At 58.1% G+C, this 18,633-nt stretch carries 21 protein-coding genes and 1 pseudogene; 11 read left to right on the top strand and 11 right to left on the bottom strand.

Annotation, left to right across the window (positions count from 1 at the left end):
• On the top strand, positions 1-1,074 hold the full coding sequence (locus tag F7R20_RS17945; protein WP_003203057.1) for a protein-glutamate methylesterase/protein-glutamine glutaminase: 1,074 nt from the start codon (positions 1-3) through the stop codon (positions 1,072-1,074).
• A gap of 654 nt (positions 1,075-1,728) precedes the next feature.
• Here the strand turns inward: F7R20_RS17945 and F7R20_RS17935 are convergent.
• Positions 1,729-2,262 (bottom strand): REP-associated tyrosine transposase, encoded by a 534-nt coding sequence (locus tag F7R20_RS17935; protein WP_003203062.1) that lies wholly within the window; start codon positions 2,260-2,262, stop codon positions 1,729-1,731.
• 222 nt (positions 2,263-2,484) lie between these two features.
• On the opposite strand from F7R20_RS17935, the gene F7R20_RS31675 reads away from it, so the two are divergent.
• Positions 2,485-2,652, top strand: coding sequence for a hypothetical protein (locus F7R20_RS31675; RefSeq protein WP_003203064.1), 168 nt, complete (start codon positions 2,485-2,487; stop codon positions 2,650-2,652).
• Positions 2,653-2,691: 39 nt separating this feature from the next.
• Here the strand turns inward: F7R20_RS31675 and F7R20_RS17925 are convergent, their stop codons facing one another.
• Positions 2,692-2,979, bottom strand: a complete 288-nt coding sequence (locus tag F7R20_RS17925) for a hypothetical protein (RefSeq protein ID WP_013693628.1) — start codon at positions 2,977-2,979, stop codon at positions 2,692-2,694.
• Here F7R20_RS17925 and F7R20_RS17920 point away from each other — a divergent pair.
• The 5 genes from F7R20_RS17920 to F7R20_RS17900 all read left to right on the top strand — a co-directional run bounded on the left by F7R20_RS17920 (position 2,978) and on the right by F7R20_RS17900 (position 8,407).
• Complete coding sequence (locus F7R20_RS17920; protein ID WP_003203066.1) at positions 2,978-4,726, top strand: ABC transporter permease; 1,749 nt, start codon at positions 2,978-2,980, stop codon at positions 4,724-4,726. The two genes, F7R20_RS17925 and F7R20_RS17920, sit on opposite strands and share 2 nt — an antisense overlap.
• 11 nt (positions 4,727-4,737) lie before the next feature.
• A complete protein-coding gene (locus tag F7R20_RS17915; RefSeq protein WP_003203068.1) occupies positions 4,738-6,042 on the top strand; it encodes an ABC transporter ATP-binding protein in 1,305 nt (434 codons plus the stop codon).
• Between the two features lie 64 nt (positions 6,043-6,106).
• Positions 6,107-7,165 (top strand): sensor histidine kinase, encoded by a 1,059-nt coding sequence (locus F7R20_RS17910; protein ID WP_003203069.1) that lies wholly within the window; start codon positions 6,107-6,109, stop codon positions 7,163-7,165.
• Complete coding sequence (locus F7R20_RS17905) at positions 7,152-7,790, top strand: response regulator transcription factor (RefSeq protein WP_003203073.1); 639 nt, start codon at positions 7,152-7,154, stop codon at positions 7,788-7,790. The genes F7R20_RS17910 and F7R20_RS17905 overlap by 14 nt, the downstream gene beginning before the upstream one ends.
• A gap of 74 nt (positions 7,791-7,864) precedes the next feature.
• On the top strand, positions 7,865-8,407 hold the full coding sequence (locus F7R20_RS17900; protein ID WP_003203076.1) for a hypothetical protein: 543 nt from the start codon (positions 7,865-7,867) through the stop codon (positions 8,405-8,407).
• Between the two features lie 231 nt (positions 8,408-8,638).
• On the opposite strand, the gene F7R20_RS17895 is transcribed toward F7R20_RS17900, so the two are convergent.
• Entirely contained in the window at positions 8,639-8,836 is a 198-nt protein-coding gene (locus tag F7R20_RS17895) for an MbcA/ParS/Xre antitoxin family protein (protein WP_003203078.1), read from the bottom strand.
• Between the two features lie 223 nt (positions 8,837-9,059).
• The gene (locus tag F7R20_RS17890) at positions 9,060-9,977 is read right to left on the bottom strand and encodes a DMT family transporter (protein WP_003203080.1); all 918 of its coding nucleotides are present in this window, start codon (positions 9,975-9,977) and stop codon (positions 9,060-9,062) included.
• 102 nt (positions 9,978-10,079) lie between these two features.
• Here F7R20_RS17890 and F7R20_RS17885 point away from each other — a divergent pair, with 102 nt between their 5' ends.
• Both F7R20_RS17885 and F7R20_RS17880 read left to right on the top strand, forming a co-directional pair.
• On the top strand, positions 10,080-10,946 hold the full coding sequence (locus F7R20_RS17885; protein ID WP_003203081.1) for a LysR family transcriptional regulator: 867 nt from the start codon (positions 10,080-10,082) through the stop codon (positions 10,944-10,946).
• A 436-nt stretch (positions 10,947-11,382) separates the two neighbouring features.
• Positions 11,383-11,655, top strand: a complete 273-nt coding sequence (locus tag F7R20_RS17880) for a hypothetical protein (RefSeq protein WP_003203083.1) — start codon at positions 11,383-11,385, stop codon at positions 11,653-11,655.
• 145 nt (positions 11,656-11,800) lie between these two features.
• Here the strand turns inward: F7R20_RS17880 and F7R20_RS17875 are convergent, their stop codons facing one another.
• The 6 genes and pseudogenes from F7R20_RS17875 to F7R20_RS17850 form a co-directional block, all read right to left on the bottom strand.
• Positions 11,801-12,112 carry a hypothetical protein gene (locus F7R20_RS17875; protein ID WP_033028124.1) on the bottom strand — a complete coding sequence of 104 codons (312 nt, stop codon included), beginning with the start codon at positions 12,110-12,112 and terminating at the stop codon, positions 11,801-11,803.
• Between the two features lie 112 nt (positions 12,113-12,224).
• Positions 12,225-12,845 (bottom strand): annotated as a pseudogene (locus F7R20_RS31950) (tyrosine-type recombinase/integrase).
• A 94-nt stretch (positions 12,846-12,939) separates the two neighbouring features.
• Positions 12,940-13,239, bottom strand: coding sequence for a MafI family immunity protein (locus F7R20_RS17865; protein WP_016984859.1), 300 nt, complete (start codon positions 13,237-13,239; stop codon positions 12,940-12,942).
• A 118-nt stretch (positions 13,240-13,357) separates the two neighbouring features.
• Entirely contained in the window at positions 13,358-13,819 is a 462-nt protein-coding gene (locus F7R20_RS17860) for a hypothetical protein (protein ID WP_223523108.1), read from the bottom strand.
• 438 nt (positions 13,820-14,257) lie between these two features.
• Positions 14,258-14,656, bottom strand: coding sequence for a hypothetical protein (locus F7R20_RS17855; protein ID WP_033028126.1), 399 nt, complete (start codon positions 14,654-14,656; stop codon positions 14,258-14,260).
• 37 nt (positions 14,657-14,693) lie between these two features.
• Positions 14,694-15,395, bottom strand: a complete 702-nt coding sequence (locus tag F7R20_RS17850) for a DUF2268 domain-containing putative Zn-dependent protease (protein ID WP_003203092.1) — start codon at positions 15,393-15,395, stop codon at positions 14,694-14,696.
• 448 nt (positions 15,396-15,843) lie between these two features.
• Between F7R20_RS17850 and F7R20_RS17845 the strand changes: the two genes are divergently transcribed.
• Entirely contained in the window at positions 15,844-16,116 is a 273-nt protein-coding gene (locus F7R20_RS17845) for a hypothetical protein (RefSeq protein ID WP_003203094.1), read from the top strand.
• A gap of 662 nt (positions 16,117-16,778) precedes the next feature.
• On the opposite strand, the gene F7R20_RS32360 is transcribed toward F7R20_RS17845, so the two are convergent.
• Complete coding sequence (locus F7R20_RS32360) at positions 16,779-17,249, bottom strand: topoisomerase DNA-binding C4 zinc finger domain-containing protein (RefSeq protein WP_080756082.1); 471 nt, start codon at positions 17,247-17,249, stop codon at positions 16,779-16,781.
• A 185-nt stretch (positions 17,250-17,434) separates the two neighbouring features.
• Here F7R20_RS32360 and F7R20_RS17830 point away from each other — a divergent pair, with 185 nt between their 5' ends.
• Positions 17,435-18,490, top strand: a complete 1,056-nt coding sequence (locus tag F7R20_RS17830; protein ID WP_003203096.1) for a hypothetical protein — start codon at positions 17,435-17,437, stop codon at positions 18,488-18,490.
• Positions 18,491-18,633 lie beyond the last annotated feature (143 nt).

Here is an 18,633-nt window from a genome sequence, read left to right as displayed (position 1 = left end):
ATGTCAAAAAAGATCAATGTACTGCTGGTGGATGACTCTGCCGTGGTTCGCCAGGTGTTGCTGGCGATCCTCAGCGACACACCGGACATCCACGTCATGGGCGCGGCGTCCGACCCGATTTTCGCCATGGACAAACTGGCCAAGGAATGGCCCGACGTAATCGTGCTGGACGTGGAAATGCCGCGCATGGACGGCATCACGTTCCTGAAGAAAATCATGAGCGAGCGCCCCACTCCGGTGGTGATCTGCTCGTCCCTGACACCCCGGGGCGCGGAAACCACCTTGCAGGCGATGGCCGCTGGTGCGGTGGAGATCATCACCAAGCCCACCACCGGCCTGAAGAACTTTCTGTTGGAGTCGGCGCCGGAGCTGGTGTCGGCGATCCGTGCCGCCGCCCAGGTCAACGTGCGCAACCTGGGCAAGCGCCCCGCCCCGATCGCGCTGACACCCGCGACCAAACTCACCGCCGACGCCATGCTGCCCGCCGCCAACGGCCACGCCATGGCGCAGACCACCGAACGCATCGTCGCCCTGGGCACCTCCACCGGCGGCACGCAGGCCCTGGAAGCGGTGCTCACTGCCCTGCCGCGAGTGTGCCCGGGCATCGTCATCGTCCAGCACATGCCGGAAAAATTCACCGCCTCGTTTGCCGCCCGGCTCAACAGCCTGTGCCAGATCGAAGTGCGCGAGGCCCGCAACAACGACCGTATCCACCCGGGCCTGGCGCTCATCGCACCAGGCGGCAAACACATGATGGTGACCCGCAGCGGCGCGTTCTATCACGTGCAGGTGGTGGACGGCCCGCTGGTCAACCGCCACCGCCCTTCGGTGGATGTGCTGTTCCGCTCCGTGGCCAAATTCGCCGGCCGCAACGCCACCGGCATCATCATGACCGGCATGGGCGACGACGGCGCCCGCGGCCTGAAGGAAATGCTCGACGCCGGCAGCACCACCGTGGCCCAGGACGAAGCCAGTTGCGTAGTCTTCGGCATGCCCAAGGAAGCGATCAAACTCAACGCCGCACAACGAGTGATGGGGTTGCAGGAGATTGCGCAGGTGATTCTGCATCGGTAACAACGACCGTCCCTACAGCGGAGCTTGATCTGGTGAACGATCGTTCCTCACGCTCCGCGTGGGAATGCCGCCAGGGACGCTCTGCGTTCCGCTTCTGGAAGGTGACGCAGAGCGTCACGGGATGCATGCCCACGCAGAGCGTGGGAACGATCAGGTGGCGGGGCGGTGAACGATCGTTCCTCACGCTCCGCGTGGGAACGCCGCCAGGGACGCTCTGCGTTCCGCTTCTGGAAGGTGACGCAGAGCGTCACGGGATGCATGCCCACGCAGAGCGTGGGAGCGATCAGGTTGCGGTGGCGGTGAACGATCGTTCCTCACGCTCCGCGTGGGAACGCCGCCAGGGACGCTCTGCGTTCCGCTTCTGGAAGGTGACGCAGAGCGTCACGGGATGCATGCCCACGCAGAGCGTGGGAGCGATCAGGTTGCGGTGGCGGTGAACGATCGTTCCTCACGCTCCGCGTGGGAATGCCGCCAGGGACGCTCTGCGTTCCGCTTCTGGAAGGTGACGCAGAGCGTCACGGGATGCATGCCCACGCAGAGCGTGGGAACGATCAGGTGGCGGGGCGGTGAATGATCGTTCCTCACGCTCCGCGTGGGAACGCCGCCAGGGACGCTCCGCGTTCCGCTTCTGGCGGAGGGCAGTGAGCGCCGCGGTCAATACCATCGCTGAATCTCAATCAACCCTTCCATCCCCGCATAATTGCGTGCACTGGAGTAGCGCCAATGCTCCGGTAACTCCACGTACCCACGCTTCACTGGGTTGAAATGGATGTAATCCAGTTTCTGGCGCATGACCGCTTCGCTATGGATTTGCTCCGCATGTGAGCCTTCTTGCCAGAGCTGATAGACCCTGTCCTGCTTATGTGCTCGCTTGCTGAACCGCAGGCGTTGCAATGCCCGCGCAGCGCCCTTGCTCTGTAGGTCGTTGATGATCTGGCGCGCCGTAAAGGATTTGAACTGACGCAAGCACTTGCCCAGATTCGGCGCTTGGGCAACGAAATGCAGATGGTTTTCAAGAACGACATAACCGAACAACTGCAAGTTTTGATGGGTTTGCTGATAGCGCCAGCACCCAAGCAGGTGATCAACGAGATAGGGCCGTATGAACAGCGGCAACCACTCCATCAATGTGCAGGTGAGAAAGTGGGGTTTTTCGGGTTCGGTAATGACGTAGCGGCTCCGGCCCATGGGATGCCTTCCTTTGCGGCGTGAGGAACAACTATGTTGCCGGCTTGGAGCCATTTGCGGATAGACGAACAGGGCTCGGAGCATGTGGGAATGGTCGGAAAAAACTCGATGATCGTTCCCGCGCTCTGCGTGGGAATGCAGCCTGGGATGCTCTGCGTCCCTTCAAGAGCCGAACGCGGAGCGTCCGTGGAGGCATTCCCACGCAGAGCGTGGGAACGATCAATGAAATCGCTCTCCGCAGGCTTTCCAGCAGCCGTTGCCTACACGGGCGAAATCGTCGCCAGCACGCCGATCAAAATAGTCAGCGCCAAAAACCCACCTAAAAAAATCGCCATCTTCGCCATGAGCACTCCTGGACCAAAAAATTGCAGTACACGGGCCGTCCGATAGGCAAACCGCGTGGTTATTCTGGGGTGGGGGCCGGGTTCATTACAGAGGCACCTGACGCAGGAAAATACGGATCAGACGAACGCCCTCCCGCCCCCCTCGCGCAACTTTCAATAGGCGAAAAATATGGCGAAGTTCTTTCACCGAAGGGGAACGGATATACCAAAGTATATTTTCATGTCCCAAGTCAGCGTGGTCTTCAGCCCAGGCAGCCCTTAATCTTGCCGGGCATTTAACGCACCCGTTCAAGTGCGCTTCAACTTCATGACTTCCAATGATCGCAAGTGTGGTCGCAGCTCTGGCTTTGAACAGTAAATAGAGGTGATCCATGCGCCCTTCTTTCCTTGCACCTGTATTGACGCCCTTCAAAAACCGGGAACAACTTCCTGCTAGTTCCTGGCGGGCCGATATAGCGCTGCTGGGCCTCCTGGTGCTCTTGGCTGCCTTTGTCTTCCATGGCCTGGATCAAATGAACCAGCCCCTCGGCGTGCTTGACTCTTCGCCGCTGTCCCTTGATCTGGTGCATCTGCCGGAATATACCTTGCGCACCACTTTGCGCATGTTCATCGCCTTGTTCGCTTCGTTTGTTTTTTCCTTGGTCGTCGCCACGTTGGCCGCCAAAAGCCGCAAGGCTGCAATCGTTATCCTGCCCGCCTTGGATATTCTCCAATCCGTGCCAGTCCTTGGCTTTCTTACGTTTACCGTTGTGTTCTTCATGGGACTTTTCCCGGGCAAGGAAACCGGCGTGGAGTGCGCGGCCATCTTCGCCATCTTCACCAGTCAAGTCTGGAACATGACCTTCAGTTTCTATCAATCGCTGAGAACCGTGCCCAACGATCTTTACGAGGTCAGCCGACAGTTCGCGTTTTCGCCATGGCAACGCTTCATCAGGCTGGAGTTGCCCTTCGCCACGCCGGGCCTGGTGTGGAACATGATGATGTCGATGTCCGGCGGCTGGTTTTTCGTGGTCGCTTCCGAGGCCATCACCGTCGGCGACACCACCGTCAGCCTGCCGGGGATCGGTTCATGGCTGGCGCTGGCAATCGAGCAGCAAAACATCGCCGCGATTGCTTGGGCAGTGCTGGCCATGGTCGCGGTGATCATTGCCTATGACTTGTTGTTTTTCCGGCCTATCGTCGCCTGGGCGGACAAATTCCGCTTCGAGCAAACCGCCTCCCAGAAGCGTCCACGGTCCAGGGTCTACGACCTGCTGCGCTCGACCCGCCTGGTGCCCTTGGTGTTGCTGGCGCTGGGCAGCATCAAGGCCTCGTTATTCCTGGAGAAGCTCCCCCGGCTGCCGTCCATCCGCTTCAAGACCAGTGCCCGCGTCAGCCGCACAGCCGACCGGGTCTGGCTCGCCCTGGTCGCCGCTGCCTGCATCGCCGGCATCCTGCAGTTGTCGCGGTTCATCGGCAGCACGTTAGGTTGGGAGGACGTCGCCAGTACGTTTGGCCTGGGCCTGATCACCCTGGTGCGCGTCAGCGTGCTCATCGTGCTGGCCAGCGTGGTGTGGGTGCCCATCGGCGTCTGGATCGGCTTGAACCCGCGCTGGGCCGAGCGCCTGCAACCCATCGCGCAGTTACTGGCAGCCTTCCCGGCCAACGTGCTGTTTCCGTTCGCGGTGATCGCCATCGTCGCCCTGAAACTCAACCCCGATGTCTGGCTTTCGCCGCTGATGATCCTGGGCACCCAGTGGTACATCCTGTTCAACGTGATTGCCGGCGCCAGCGCCCTGCCGACCGATTTGCGCGAGGCGGCGCGCAGCTTCCACATACACGGCTGGCAGTGGTGGCGCCAGGTCGCGCTGCCGGGCGTCTTCCCTTACTACGTCACCGGCGCCCTCACGGCAGCGGGCGGCTCATGGAACGCCAGCATCGTCGCCGAGGCGGTGTCCTGGGGCGACCACCATTTGTACGCGTCCGGCTTGGGCTCCTTCATCGCCCAGGCGACCACGGCCGGGGATCTGCAACGAGTGGCGCTGGGCGTTGTGGTCATGTCGATTTTCGTGGCGGGTTTCAACCGGTTGCTGTGGCGCCCGCTGTACGGTTTCGCCGAGCGTCGGCTTCGAATTGATTGAGGGGTGATCCAATGCAAGTGATGGACAAACGCTGCCTCGTGGATGTGCAGCAAGTCGGCCACGTCTACGGCACCGCTGGCGGCGCCGAGCGCCGGGTTCTGGACAACGTCTGCATGCGCCTGGACGAGGGTGAAATCGTTGGCCTGCTCGGGCGCTCGGGCTCCGGCAAATCGACCTTGTTGCGCTCCATAGCCGGCCTGATTTCGCCCACCTCCGGCGTGGTGGATTTTCCAAGCAATGCCCAAGGGCTGGCGAGCTCGGTGCGCATGGTGTTCCAGAGCTTCGCCCTGTTCCCCTGGCTGACGGTGCTGCAAAACGTCGAGGTCGGCCTCGAGGCCCTCGGCGTGGCGGCACCTGAGCGGCGTCGGCGAGCGCTGGCCGCCATCGACATGATCGGCCTCGATGGTTTCGAAAGTGCCTTCCCCAAAGAGCTGTCAGGCGGCATGCGCCAGCGCGTCGGCCTGGCCCGTGCGTTGGTGGTCAACCCGGACGTGTTGTTGATGGACGAGCCATTCTCCGCATTGGACGTGCTGACCGCCGAAACGCTGCGCACGGACCTGCTGGATTTGTGGCGTGAGGGGCGCATGCCGATCCGGTCGATCCTGATGGTCACCCACAACATCGAAGAAGCCGTGCTGATGTGTGACCGGATTCTGATTTTCTCCTCCAACCCGGGGCGGGTCATGAGTGAGATCAGCGTGGACCTCAGCCAGCCGCGCAATCGTGCCGACCCGGCGTTCCAAGCCCTGGTCGAGCACATTTACGTGCAGATGGCCGGCGGCGCGAATGCCGGCTCCCCACGCCAGGAAACCTTTGCCGGCAGCGGCGTGGGCATGGTCCTGCCGTCGATCTCCAGCAATGCCCTGGCCGGGCTGATCGAAGCGGTGCAGGACCAGCCGTTTGCCGGCCAAGCGGATTTGCGCGAACTCGCCAGTGCATTGCGCTACACCGCCAGTGACCTTTTGCCGGTCGCCGAGGTGCTGCAACTCATGCGCCTGGCCGACCTGCAGGACGGCCACATCACCCTCCTGCCGGCCGGGCAGCGCTATGCCGAGTCGGCGGTGGATGAGCGCAAGCAACTGTTTGCCAAGCACCTGCTCAAATATGTCCCGTTGGTGGGGCATGTGCGCCGGGTGCTGGACGACCGCCCTACCCGCACCGCACCGGCCAGGCGTTTCCGCGACCAACTGGAAGATTTCATGTCCGAGCACGACGCCGCCATTACGCTGGACTGTGTCACGCAATGGGGTCGCTACGCCGAGTTGTTCGCCTACGACGAAGTGGCCGATCAGTTCAGCCTGGACAATCCATCCTGAGACGCTGCGGTATAAACTGCGTGGATAAGGCCTGGTCGTTGGAGCAATGCGCGATGGACATTCAATGAGAAGAACGGCGTTGACCCTGCGTCTACTGCTCCTGCTGGGATTGGCCCTGGGCATCGCGGCGATCGATACCGTCACCGACCTGGAAATCGCGGTCGGGGTCTTCCAGATCGTGGTGGTGCTGATCGCCGTGAGAATCCTGCCAGCGCGCGCCGTGGCCGGGGTCTCGGTCATCTGCATGGTCCTGACGATTCTCAGCTATCGCTTCACTCGTTTTGGCGACACAGAGGCCGGGCTGATCAACGTGCTGATCAGCCTCGCCGCCATCGCCGGCACCACGTACCTGGCGCTGCGTCTCTCGGCCGCCGTGCGCACGGTGCATCAGACCCGCGCCCACCTGGCGCACATCGCCCGCATCAACATGCTCGGCGAACTCGCCGCCTCGATTGCCCACGAAGTCAACCAGCCCCTGGCCGCCGTTGCCGCCAGCGGCAGTGCCAGCCTGCGCTGGATGGCCACCGAGCCGCCCAACCTGCCCAAGGCCCGGCAGGCGGTAGAGCGGATCATCGCCGACACCCATCGGGCCAGCGACATCATTGCAAGGTTGCGCGGCATGGCCCGGCATCAAGCGCCGACGAAGCAATGGCTGAACGTCGCCGACACGGTCCATGCCGCGCTGCGATTGTTGGCCGGTGAACTGAACGAGCAGAACATCACCTTGCGCGTACAGGTCCAGGAAGGCCTGCCGCCGATGCTGGCAGATGAAGTACAAATCCAACAAGTGCTCCTGAACCTGGCGATGAACGCGCTCGACGCCATGCGCCAGGTTGACGTCGACCAGCGGATTCTGCAGTTTCAGGTGACGCTTGAGTCGCCCCAGCAACTGCTCTTTTCGGTGTCCGACCAGGGCAATGGCTTGTCGGCAAGCGACCGGGAACGGGTGTTCGACGCCTTCTACAGCACCAAGCAGGACGGCATGGGGATGGGGTTGGCCATCAGCCGCTCGATCATCGAGGCTCATGACGGGCGGATCTGGGTCGCCAGTAATCCACAGTCCGGCTCAACGTTTCACTTCACCCTGCCAGCCGTTACAAGGGAATCCGATGAGCCAAACTGACGTTCATGACCTGGCCGATTCGATGGTCTACATCGTCGACGACGACCACTCGGTGCGTGCCTCACTGCAAGACCTGCTGACCTCCGTGGGCCTGGCAAGCATGGCATTCGGCTCGGCCCGTGAGTTCATCGACGCCCAACGGCCGGACGTGCCGGCGTGCCTGATTCTGGATGTGCGCATGCCGGGCTTGAGTGGGCTGGACTTCCAGCAGGAAATGGCGCGCTTGAACATCCTGGTCCCGGTGGTGTTCATCACCGCCCATGGCGACATCCCCATGTCCGTCAAAGCCATGAAGGCCGGCGCGCTGGAGTTCCTGACCAAGCCATTTCGCGAACAGGACTTGCTCGATGCCATCACCCAGGGCCTGAACCGCGATCAGGAACGGCGCAAGGCCGCAGCGAGCATGGACGCGTTGAAACGCCGGCATGACACCCTGACTGACGGCGAACGCGAGGTGATGGAACTGGTCGTGTCAGGGCTGCTGAACAAGCAGGTGGCCGGCCAACTGGGCTTGAGCGAGGTGACCGTGAAAGTGCGCCGCGGGTCGTTGATGCGCAAGATGAATGCGGACTCGTTGGCAACGCTGGTGAAGATGTCGGAAAAACTCAAGGAAGCAGATCGCTAGCGGCCCATGATCACGGCTATCATTGCCGCTCGCCCTGTTGACGGGCGATGTCGCAGCCCCTCAAGGACTCAGGTATGAACCTTCTGCCGTCACGCTCCACCCTCTTCGTCTCCAGCCTTTTGCTCAGCTCGCTGTGCTTCGCCGAAGGCGAGCCAACCGACGGCAGCCTCATCAAGGACTCAACCAAAGCAGCCGTCTCAACGTTCATTACCGCCGGCAAGAACCTGCTCGGCGGCGTCAGTGAAGGCGTGCTCGATGGCCGCGAATCGGCCCAAGGCACCGATGGCGCCGCGATCATTTCCTCCAGCGAGCAAATGAAAGACCGCATCGCCGTTGAAGTGCTGAAGCTCGAGCCCAGCGACGACAACGTCAGCATCACCCTCGGCTTCAAGAACAGCACCGACACCCAACTGCGCGTGGTCAACCTCGGCCAGACCGGCGTGCTGCTGGCCATCGACCAGGCGGGCTACTCCAACCGCCTCACCGGCCTGGACAACCCGGATGAAGTCACCATTCCGCCGAAGACTGCCGTGCGGCAGAAGTTTGTTTTTGAAGGCATGAACGAAGCGGTCAGCACGGTACGGGTGTGGGGGCAGGATTATCCGGTCAAGAAATAATGCACCCGCTCGTTCGGACGATCGTTCCCACGCTCCCGCGTGGGCATGCATCCCGTGACGCTCTGCGTCACCCTCCAGAAGCGGAACGCGGAGCGTCCCTGGCGACATTCCCACGCGGAGCGTGAGGAACGATCGTTCAAAGTTGTAGGCATAACGCAACCTGTGGCGAGGGGATTTATCCCCGCTGGGCTGCGCAGCAGCCCCAAAAAACCGCGTAGCAGAACACAGGATTCATTGATAAACCCCAAGCTCAACCCGGGTCAGGTAATCCTCTACTAACTTGAAACCCTGCGCATTATCGATCAGCTCCAATGGCACCTGACCGTCCAGGTACGTACAGGGCTTCCTCAACCAGTCTTCAGCCAACCGCTGGCTGCCGAAAACATTGGCGGCGTGTTCCAAGGCCTTGGCGTATGGGGCTCCAGGCATCGATCTGTCCTCACGATATAAAACCAAGCTGAGCGCGCCAGATGCCACGCTGAGCACTGAGACAATCCAGATCGTAAGGCTGGTACTTCCGAAGGCCAACCCTAAAAAGTTGTCAGAGACTTCTGTGATTTATCCCAAAGCGATCGCCTGTCTGTAGGACGGTGTTCCATGGCACTCCGTGTGGCGACAACATCCAACGTCATTGCCGACACCCACAACAGAATCAACCGACTTTTGCCCCACTCCCCGGCTCAAGCCTCAACGCCAGCACGCTCACCAACACAATCACCGCCCCCACAATAACCATCGTTGACGGGCGCTCAGCCAGCACCAAAGAAGCCATCAACATCGCCGTGGGCGGTATCAGGTAAAGCGCCATGGAAGCGCGGCTCACGTTGCTGTGCGCCAGCACGTAAGCCCAAGCAAGGTACGCCAACGCGCTGGGAAAAATACCCAGAACCAACACCGCCAGATTCACCGAAGCCGAAGCCTGTCGCGCCGCACTCAACATCCCCGGCGCAAAGATGCACAACAGAATCGTGCCCGACCAAACGGTGTAGCAAACCACGGTCAAACCGTCATAACGATGGGCATGGCGCTTCTGCAAAGCGAAATACAAACTCCAGGACAGCGCCGCCAACAGGATCAAGAGCCCATGGGCGTCCATGTCACCCAGGCCACGATCCCCCGCGACCACCACGCCAGCGCCAAGCAAGCCGCACAGCACACACCCCCACTGCCAACCACTGACCCTGTCCTTGAAGACAAAATGCGCCAGCAGCGTGCTGAACAACGGCGTGGACTGGGCCAGCACACTGGCCGCCCCGGCGCTGACGCCCCGCTGACCGTAATTGAGGGCGATGTGATGCAGGCTGACGGCAAAAAAACCCAACACCGCCAGCAACGGCAAATCCCTGAGACGCGGCCAGGAAATACCCTTCACTATCGCAACGAGGGCCATGAACACTGACGCGATGAGAAACCGCACCAACGCCAATTGACCCGGCTCATAAGCCTGCAAGCCAATGCGAATACCAATCGGTGAATAGGCCCAGCAAACGATCACCAACAGCGTCGCCAGGATAACCTTCACACCGGTTTTGCCGGAGGAACCTTCAACCAGCGCAAAACGCGTTTCCATCTAGAGTTCCTGCTCACTGGCCGATTTGCCTCGAAGTATCGAAACCACCCCACCTCAGCACAAGTGACTTAAACTCAGCCAATCATTCACTTCTGGTGAGCTATGGAACTGTCCCAACTGCGCATGCTCAAGACGGTCTGCGACACCGGCAGCATCGCCCGCGCCGCCGAAGTGCTGCACTGCGTGCCGTCCAACATCACCGCGCGCCTCAAGTCCCTGGAACGGGAACTCGGCACGCCGCTGTTTTTCCGCGAAGGTCGCGGGCTGCGGGTCAGCCCAGCGGGCGAAGTGTTTCTGGAGTACGCGACAAAAATACTGAGCCTGACAGAAGAGGCCCGCCGCGCAGTCGCCCCCACCCGCGCACCGAGCGGCCCACTGCGCATAGGCGCCATCGAGTCCAGCGCCACCGGGCGCCTGCCGCAGTTGCTCGCCAAATACCACGCGCAGTATCCGCAAGTGTCACTGGAACTGAGCACCGGCACCTGGGCGCAGCTGCTGGACGATATCCAACATCACCGGCTTGATGGCGTGATCGTAGCGGTGGACATCGAACGGCCTGGACTCAAGCGAGCCGTGATGTACCGCGAAGACCTGGTGCTCATCGCCTCCGAGTCCCACGGCCCGCTGCGCAGCGCCGCCGATTTGCAAGGCAAGGCAATCTTCATGTGGCCCACGGGCTGTCCGTACCGCTTGGCGCTGGAACAGTGGCTGCTGCGTCATGACCAAGTGCAACCGATCATCAGCATCGCCAGTTATGGCGCCATTGTTGGTTGTGTCAGCGCCGGTGCCGGCGTCTCGCTGGTGCCCCGGGGGATCTATGAGCAATATCGCCAGGGCGCTGGTTGGACAGGGTATGAGTTTCCCGAGCTGACGGGCATCGATAACCTTTTTTACTGGCATGAAAACGCCGGCCGGCATCCTGCCAGAGAGGCGTTTTTGGCGATGTTGCAGGCGGAGTTCGAAGGCTAGGTGTAGCACGCTCCCCTGTGGCGAGGGAGCTTGCTCCCGCTGGGCTGCGCAGCAGACCTGAAGCTGACACCCCGGCCTGTTGATGGTTGTGAATCAGTCGAGCCGGCCATGTCAGATCCCTCCGGCAAAAAACGATCGCAACTCCTACGAAGCTTTAGGAACCCATCACCTTCCCCACCCAATCCGGCAAAACCTATAGTGATGCCCATCGCTCAATAGCGATCAGGTTTGGCGACCTGAGGATCGAGTGCAAAAGTACTGCGTTTTTTGCGGAGGCTTTGGCACACTTGCACGGCTGCCCGTTACGGCAGTTGTGCGTGGGAGGCCTTCGGGCCTGCCGGTTTTCGATCCCGGTTCGCCAACCTGCGTACAACTGCCACCTAATTGTTTGGCGACGATTGAGTGGTTAAAACCTCATTAGATCGGAGTTTTTAACATGGAAAGATACGTCCCCATCACCGGCATCGACTGCACCCCCGCCTCCCTACTCATCGATACCGAAGCCCCGCTGGATGTCCTACATGCGACAGCCGATTACCGCATCCGAGTGGTGACCCAGGTACTGGAGAACATTGCGTTTCGCTCTGAAATCACTAGCGATACGGTAGTGCTTTCGGACTTTGCACAGCTTTTGGTGATTCCGTTGCGGGATGGGTGCGATTTGCTGGAGGTGATTGGTCGGCGGCTTCAGGCGCAGGTCGAAAGCTGATGGAACGACGGGCGCCTGAAAGCGCCCGTTTTACGTAATTAGAGGTGGTATCTGCACCGAACCTCAAATCTTGCTACCTAGTTCAAAGGTTCCAACCGGCAGAGATCGGCCAGAATCTGCCTCCCAGAAAGCTAATGCGGAGCGGTCACTCGTCAAACAAGGTCCAGCCATGGCAAATGCCGACAAAGTCCTTTGCCGTAAAAAATAATGTCAGTTCCTCTGGGTCAAATTCTTTGTAGAGCCAGTGCCCAGGAATTGGGCCTCTGGTTATCACGTATTCCAAGCGGTATTTTTGAACAGGTCCAAAACTGAAGGAGCGTGAGTTCAACTCAAACCTGTCACCTCTGTCGAGCGCCCATAGCTTTTCAACAAGGCAATCATCAAGCACCACCTCTCCCGCTATCTCAATGAGATGCTTTGAATGAAGTTTCTTTTGAAGCCTAACGCTTCTGGCCATACATCAACCTACCTATGAACAGTCCGGGCATCGGCATAATAATACTGGAACATGAAGATGACCGCTTTGGGTCGGTTAGCGACGGCTTGACTTCGACCGTCGCTATGCATAGTCAAACCTCAGTTTGTTCCGCCATCTCCAGGGCGTCATCGACCTCAACCCCCAGATATCGAACGGCGCTCTCCAGCTTCGTATGGCCGAGCAGCAGCTGAACCGCCCGCAGGTTCTTCGTCCTGCGATAGATGATGATGCCTTGGTACGTCTCATTGTGTGAGTGCCATACATGGCTGGGTCAAGGCCAACGGCTTTCACACAGTCTTTGACGATACGAGCGTATTGACGAGTGGATAGATGGTTTGAGGTATGCAGCCGGCTAGGAAAAAGACAGTCCTCGCTGCGTAGCTGGGCCTGATGTATCTAGGCCGTGAGAGACATACCGTGTCTGCTCAGTGATCTCGAATTGCACTGGCCGCTGCGTTTTCTGCTGCATCACCATGGCTCGTGATGATATGTACTCACCATGGGCAATGTCGCGCACGCGGAGATTGGTTAAGTCGTAGGCTCGAAGCTTGCTGTCGATGGCCAGATCGAAAAGAGCTAGATCCCGGGTTCTTTTTGCGATTTGAAGCCTTACTCGGATGGCCCAGTTATCTCTCAGTTGGAGTGGAGATTTCTGCCCGACCAATTTTCCTTTGTTCCACGGCTGACGGCTGCAGGTAGCGATGATTTTCATGACAAGTCCTCCACGTGTGGAAGGACAAGGATGGCTACTAAGAGCAACGGTCGCTAACCGACCCAAAGCTGACCTTCAGGTGGGTAAATTTTTGTCACCTCGTGAATGGCATCTTCAAGGACTTTGCGATCCGAGCTAAAATTTTTATGCATTTTTCAGAAACAACGAGCGGTGGTTCGTCAATCATGTAAAGCAGGTGTTCGAACGCTACTCCAGCCTCGTTGTGATCGACATAATCCAGAACTATTTCACCACCATTCTCTAAACCTGCCTGAGCTAATGCATGGTCTTCCGGTACAGGGCCGAGCTGGTCGTATGCAATGGACATCAGCGTCGAGATTTCCTCAAGTGCCTCAACGAAATCGGCCCTCAAGTCGTTGTTAAGGTGGCTCATAACAAACATTCCTTCGATTATGGTGACCTGCGTTCCGTTCCCGTCTGGTCGATTGTTGCCCAAGACCTGGTCTTTGCGCACGCGCTTGGGAAGCTAAGGTCGACTGTCCACTCTTGGGTCACGCTTTACCCATTTCCTCGTACGAAGCATCGACGAACGTGATGTGCTCATCCCAAGCAGCTTCAGCTAGATCCCGGATAATTTCAGCGAGCGTCTCAACATCCACCCCCTGAGCTTCGATGCAGGCCAAGCGTCCGGGCGACCAGTCGATGACGAAACACTGTGGATACTTCCTTAGCAGTGCGGACAGCGCTTCCTGAGGAGGCTCTTTGTGGGTATACATGAAGTCAAAGTACGGGGCACTGGCATTCTGAAGCGGGTACACCAGAGCCCAGGCATTTGATGGGCCGGGAAAGCAAATATGGACATTACGATGCGCCCATTCCGGCCCACTGTGTTTGATGTGGCGAAGTACTTCGATGATCGAATGACAATTGGCTATTCGGATCATGCGATCAGGGTCAAACGTCCAGCCAGACCCAGGCTGGGTTGCTGCGTTACTGGTCAGAGGTGCAGTCATTCTTGTTTTTCTCTTCATCGCATTACCTTAGGTTCGAACGTCTGCTCTTGGCCGATGGTTGCCTGTCGCGGAGGACAGAGAACGACCCAAAGCGCCCGATCAGCATTGGCTGAAATGAGCCGATTGTGGTCTGCTATGAAGCAGCTATCGGACCAACAAAAAGGGGACGGATCTATTTACAAGCAAATAAATCCGTCCCCTTTTTCGTTCCGTATTTCTCGATGCCAGCAGAAACTCAATCTAGATCGACTTTCTTCATCAGTGCGTCACAAACTAGCTTTCTTCACGACCTAACCGATGACTCTTCAGGTCGTGAATTTTGATCAAGGTTAAACTCACGTTCGCGTTGCCACTTCGGGCCGAAGAAGTACATTCCTCCCGTCACTACCGTCAACTACTGAAGCGACAGCGGGAGGCCCTAATGCTTCCATCTTTCTATCAGAGTCCTAGATCTTTGCTCAATTTCTGCACAAAATATTCGTTAGACAGCACGTCATTCATACTCACAGTAGAAGGGATGACCTCTTTCAGTGCAGAGAGAACTTGGAAGCCTGACACTCCAGCAATCTCGAACTTACTGAATACAAACGCGCTATTGAGAGACGGGTCTGATTCCATCAATGTTGCGATTGTTTCCAGGCCCGACAGACCTGTCGAGTGATTCTGATTATTAGCCCCCACAGGCACAAAGGCGTCGCAGATGCCTCTGCCATCAAGGTCTGAGCCCAAAGTTGCCTTGAGGATTTCAGAGCGAAGCACGCAAACTCCGTGCGGACCTGAAACAAAATTATTGATCGCTTCTCTGATGATTTTTACTCGTGCTGTGCTACTCATCATGATTGTTACTGCTCCATTTTACAAAAAGGGGACGGATCTATTTACAAGCAAATAAATCCGTCCCCTTTTTCGTTCCAGCCAACACCAAACCTTCCTCCAGCGCACTAGCCATGATGTCTGCTCCAGGTGCGCTGACCCAGGTCGAAATATCAGTTTCGCCCCTCGACGCAAGCCAGCGTCCGACCATTTGATAGCCTAACGAGTAACCAAGCCATTTGGGTTTGTCGCCAAAACCAAAGAACCACTCGTTGTGATCGTAATACCTCGACTCGAGAATTTGCAGTCCAACCGGTGAGCGTAAAAGATCGGCAGATGCGATGGCATGCTCCCAAGGCTCCGGATCGCTACCAAGCACATGCCGAACAAACTGACCGGCAAGCCCTTCGCTGACCAACGCCTCGCCTAACGTCCAGCCATAACCAGGGCCGCCCATGCGCAGGCAATGGTGAACCTCATGAACAACATGCCGACGCAGTGCGCCGGTGCGCAGGCTGGAAAAGAAATTCGGATTGTCGGGATCAAGGGTCATGGTAAACATGGAGCTGCGATACGCCCGTCCTACCAGGCCCATTTCTGGAATGGTTTCGCCCGGTAGCCGCTGAATCAGGACATCGAGTCGCGGCGGGGGCATCAGGCGAGCAATGGCTTCGTAGGCGGCGTCAAACTCATCAACCAGCTCGCGGCGAAGCTCGGCAAGACTCCCCGAGGCCTCCAGCCAGTGCAGCGTCCATTTCTCCATGTCCCCCTCTCCTTTATTAATCAAATCACCAGGCTCGATGACTCCGGGCCGCTCGCGACGGTAGATCCCCGCCGGGCAACTGTCCAGCGTCGACCAGATTCGACTGCTCCTTTGTCTGCCCGGTTATCTCTGGCAAAAAACTGTCTCGACTCCTACAAGGCTATCGGAAGCAGGTGCCTTGCCTGTCCAATCTGGTGAAATCTATAGTCATTCCCATCGCCGCAGAATGGCGATCAGGTTTGGCGACCTGAGGGATTGGGTGCAAAAGTACTGCGTTTTTTGCGAAGGCTTTGGCACACTTGCACGGCTGCCTGTTATGGCAGTTGTGCGTGGGAGGCCTTCGGGTCTGCCGGTCTCCAATCCCGGCTCGCCAACCTGCGTACAACTGCCGCCCAATTGTTTGGCGACGATTGAGCGGTTAAAACCTTATTAGATTGGAGTTTAGAACATGGAAAGATACGTCCCCATCACCGGCATCGACTGCACTCCCGCTTCCCTCCTCATAGATACTCAAGCTCCGCTGGACGTCCTGCATGCAACCGCTGATTACCGCATCCGTGTGGTGACGCAGGTACTGGAGAACATTGCGTTTCGCTCTGAAATCACCAGCGATACGGGGGTGCTTTCGGACTTTGCACAGCTTTTGGTGATTCCGTTACGCGATGGGTGTGATTTGCTGGAGGTGATTGGTCGGCGGCTTCAGGCGCAGGTTGAAAGCTGATGGAATGACGGGCGCCTGAAAGCGCCCGTTTTACGTAATTAGAGATGTGTATCTGCAGCGTGCCTCAAATCTGGCCACCTAGTTTAAAGGTCCCAACCGGCAGAGATCGGCCAGGAGCAGACCTTCCTTAAATCTCCAAATAGGTTTACAAGCCAGATACGTTCACAAGTTTAGGCAAGACGGCATGACACTTTCCAAGGGCAGTATCATAAAACTGATCACTATTGACCGGGCGGCGGCGGTACTCAGGGACTGGATGAGTTCTCGGGAGGCGGCTCCTGGAGATATCGCCGTGGTGGAAAGGGTTTCAATGGGGGAGGCTGGATGTACCGTTCTCTTGTTGTGCGAGCCAGAAGTAGGATTCCTTGAGTGGAGAGCATCATATTTTGAGGCTGGGTTGACCTATGAGGTGCTTAGTAGCAGTCCCACTGACGTCGCCTCTTGAATGTCTGCTCAAGGCCGATTTCTACCTGCCGCCACCGTCAGCTTTGGGTCGATAGCGGCCACTTGCGAACGGCTCTTTTGCCCAATTACGGACCGCCAGAACGAGAGCGCTAACCAGTAGCCCACGAGTTGTACTTCTGGAGTAGGGTAGCTTAACCAGTGCCAACTGCAGAGGTACTCCCTACCAGTCATGCGAGAGTGGCTGGCGAGAAATTAGCTTAGCTAGGCTTGGATTGAGAGCCTCCGGGCTTTGAAGCTCCCTTCACGATCTTTCGCGTTCCTAAGCAGCGAGGGTAAGAGGTGCAGCCGAGGAATTGCTTGCCTCTGTTCCGACCCGTCTTGGCGGTTCTAGTCACCATAGGACTCCCGCAAAGCAGACACAGGGAGAGAGCATCCCAATGTTCTTTCGGAGGCTTTGCTCTCTCAATGGCCTCAAGGCGGGCTGTTTCAGCGGACTTTCTCTCAGCCTCTTTTTTAGCCTCCTTTCGCCCACTGAGCTTGACGAGGGCAAAAAAAACTCCGCCGATGCCGAGGAGCCATAACAGCCCTTTCCCGGACAGTGAGCCTCCTCGGCTGCCTGAGTGACCTCCTCTGCCGCGACCACCTCGTCCTCCTCGTGCAGAAGCGCTATTAGCCAGCAACAGCAGTGGACTGAGGAGAAGCAATCGTCGTGAAATTTTGTCAGCCATTGTCAGCAGTCCTTGCCACGTCGGTGTTCAAGGTAAACGGCCCCGGGAGCCCGAGCCCACCTCATTGCCACGAGAGCATTATCCCAATGGTCGGCTAGCGACCTCATGAGTTTCTCAATCTACACGATGCGGAAACCATAGCTATCATTCTGACATCCTTGTTCGATCATTTGGATGCGCATCGTATGAAATTAAAACGGGAAGCCAGGACGCTCAAGAGCAAAGCCATTGCTTCCCTTCGGCGAGGTCTGGAGGTGTTCAATGGTCACGACGACCACGGCCGTACTGAGGCAGTGCTTCTCCACCTTCAGCACAGCAGCGAAATGCTGACCAAGGCACTCCTGGTCCAGAAATCAAAGGAGGTCTTCGACAAGCAGAAAGGGCTCGCTATCGGGCTCGATAAAGCTCTCAACGTAGCGACCTCAAGCGGTTTTATTAGCGCTGCTCAGGCTGGCTCTATTCGTGCACTAGATACAATGCGGAATGCTGCACAACACTGGATGATTGTTGTGCCGGAGGATGCGTTGTTCGTCACTACTCGAGCGTTGATCACCACGCTGGATGAGGTGCTAGCGCAGCACTTTGCGGATACGCTGGCGAATAACCTTCCACTCCGGGTGATGCCACTGTCCACAACGGCGCTTCCAAGTTTCGATATTTTGGTGGATCGCGAGTTTCGGCACATTGCTGAGCTGCTGGCGCCGAACAAGCGTGCACGAGATGAAGCCCGTGGGCGTATCCGCACGCTGCTGGCGATGGAGGCGCACACGAGTGAAATCGTCGAAGTGTCCGAGCGTGACATTAATCGTATTGAAAAGGCCATCAAAGCGGGTAATCAGGTAGAACAAGTCTTTCCGAGGCTCGTAGCGCTCTCCAGTCAGATTACTGGGGAGGGGCCGACTCTCCGTGTCCATTTCAGCAAGAAAGACGGTGCTCCTGTTCGGTATGTGTCAGGTGATGATCCAGAGGCGGCGGGAGCGATCCGTGAAGTGGACCTCCAGAAGAAGTATCACTTGAGCCCCTCGGTGCTAGCTGAGCGAGTTGGGCTGAATCCCAGCAAGTGCAAGGCTCTTCGCGAAATGCTGAGGGTGGATGAGGATCAAGCGAACATGATGGTGTTCGAGTTCGGTAGCCAAAAGCACCCGCGCTTTTCAGATAACGCCCTGCGCATCCTGCTTGAGAACAATACGCCAGAGCAGGTCGAAACCGCTTGGCAGGCACGCCGAAGACGGGGCCGGTGAAGAATATCTGTCGATCGCGGGTCGAGGGACCACATGAGGATCCCCCCGCGGAGGCCATAACGTTCTGCGTGGTGCCGGACTTGTTCCGGACTATGGGCACCCTCCCCTCCCTGCGTCCAGATCATGGGCTATATAACCGGTTT

The sequence above is a fragment of the Pseudomonas brassicacearum subsp. brassicacearum genome (assembly GCF_008801605.1).
Taxonomy (GTDB): domain Bacteria; phylum Pseudomonadota; class Gammaproteobacteria; order Pseudomonadales; family Pseudomonadaceae; genus Aquipseudomonas; species Aquipseudomonas brassicacearum.
This window is presented reverse-complemented; position numbering and strand designations above follow the sequence as displayed.

Coding starts and splice junctions, on each gene's coding strand:
- F7R20_RS17895 (WP_003203078.1), bottom strand. CDS start 8,836: ATGCCTGGAGCCCCATACGCCAAGGCCTTGGAACACGCCGCCAATGTT.
- F7R20_RS17890 (WP_003203080.1), bottom strand. CDS start 9,977: ATGGAAACGCGTTTTGCGCTGGTTGAAGGTTCCTCCGGCAAAACCGGT.
- F7R20_RS32360 (WP_080756082.1), bottom strand. CDS start 17,249: ATGGCTGACAAAATTTCACGACGATTGCTTCTCCTCAGTCCACTGCTG.
- F7R20_RS17935 (WP_003203062.1), bottom strand. CDS start 2,262: ATGGGCCGGAGCCGCTACGTCATTACCGAACCCGAAAAACCCCACTTT.
- F7R20_RS17855 (WP_033028126.1), bottom strand. CDS start 14,656: ATGATGAGTAGCACAGCACGAGTAAAAATCATCAGAGAAGCGATCAAT.
- F7R20_RS17850 (WP_003203092.1), bottom strand. CDS start 15,395: ATGGAGAAATGGACGCTGCACTGGCTGGAGGCCTCGGGGAGTCTTGCC.
- F7R20_RS17860 (WP_223523108.1), bottom strand. CDS start 13,819: ATGACTGCACCTCTGACCAGTAACGCAGCAACCCAGCCTGGGTCTGGC.
- F7R20_RS17945 (WP_003203057.1), top strand. CDS start 1: ATGTCAAAAAAGATCAATGTACTGCTGGTGGATGACTCTGCCGTGGTT.
- F7R20_RS17880 (WP_003203083.1), top strand. CDS start 11,383: ATGGAAAGATACGTCCCCATCACCGGCATCGACTGCACCCCCGCCTCC.
- F7R20_RS17925 (WP_013693628.1), bottom strand. CDS start 2,979: ATGGATCACCTCTATTTACTGTTCAAAGCCAGAGCTGCGACCACACTT.
- F7R20_RS17875 (WP_033028124.1), bottom strand. CDS start 12,112: ATGGCCAGAAGCGTTAGGCTTCAAAAGAAACTTCATTCAAAGCATCTC.
- F7R20_RS17900 (WP_003203076.1), top strand. CDS start 7,865: ATGAACCTTCTGCCGTCACGCTCCACCCTCTTCGTCTCCAGCCTTTTG.
- F7R20_RS17845 (WP_003203094.1), top strand. CDS start 15,844: ATGGAAAGATACGTCCCCATCACCGGCATCGACTGCACTCCCGCTTCC.
- F7R20_RS17830 (WP_003203096.1), top strand. CDS start 17,435: ATGAAATTAAAACGGGAAGCCAGGACGCTCAAGAGCAAAGCCATTGCT.
- F7R20_RS17905 (WP_003203073.1), top strand. CDS start 7,152: ATGAGCCAAACTGACGTTCATGACCTGGCCGATTCGATGGTCTACATC.
- F7R20_RS17885 (WP_003203081.1), top strand. CDS start 10,080: ATGGAACTGTCCCAACTGCGCATGCTCAAGACGGTCTGCGACACCGGC.
- F7R20_RS17910 (WP_003203069.1), top strand. CDS start 6,107: ATGAGAAGAACGGCGTTGACCCTGCGTCTACTGCTCCTGCTGGGATTG.
- F7R20_RS31675 (WP_003203064.1), top strand. CDS start 2,485: ATGAAATCGCTCTCCGCAGGCTTTCCAGCAGCCGTTGCCTACACGGGC.
- F7R20_RS17920 (WP_003203066.1), top strand. CDS start 2,978: ATGCGCCCTTCTTTCCTTGCACCTGTATTGACGCCCTTCAAAAACCGG.
- F7R20_RS17865 (WP_016984859.1), bottom strand. CDS start 13,239: ATGAGCCACCTTAACAACGACTTGAGGGCCGATTTCGTTGAGGCACTT.
- F7R20_RS17915 (WP_003203068.1), top strand. CDS start 4,738: ATGCAAGTGATGGACAAACGCTGCCTCGTGGATGTGCAGCAAGTCGGC.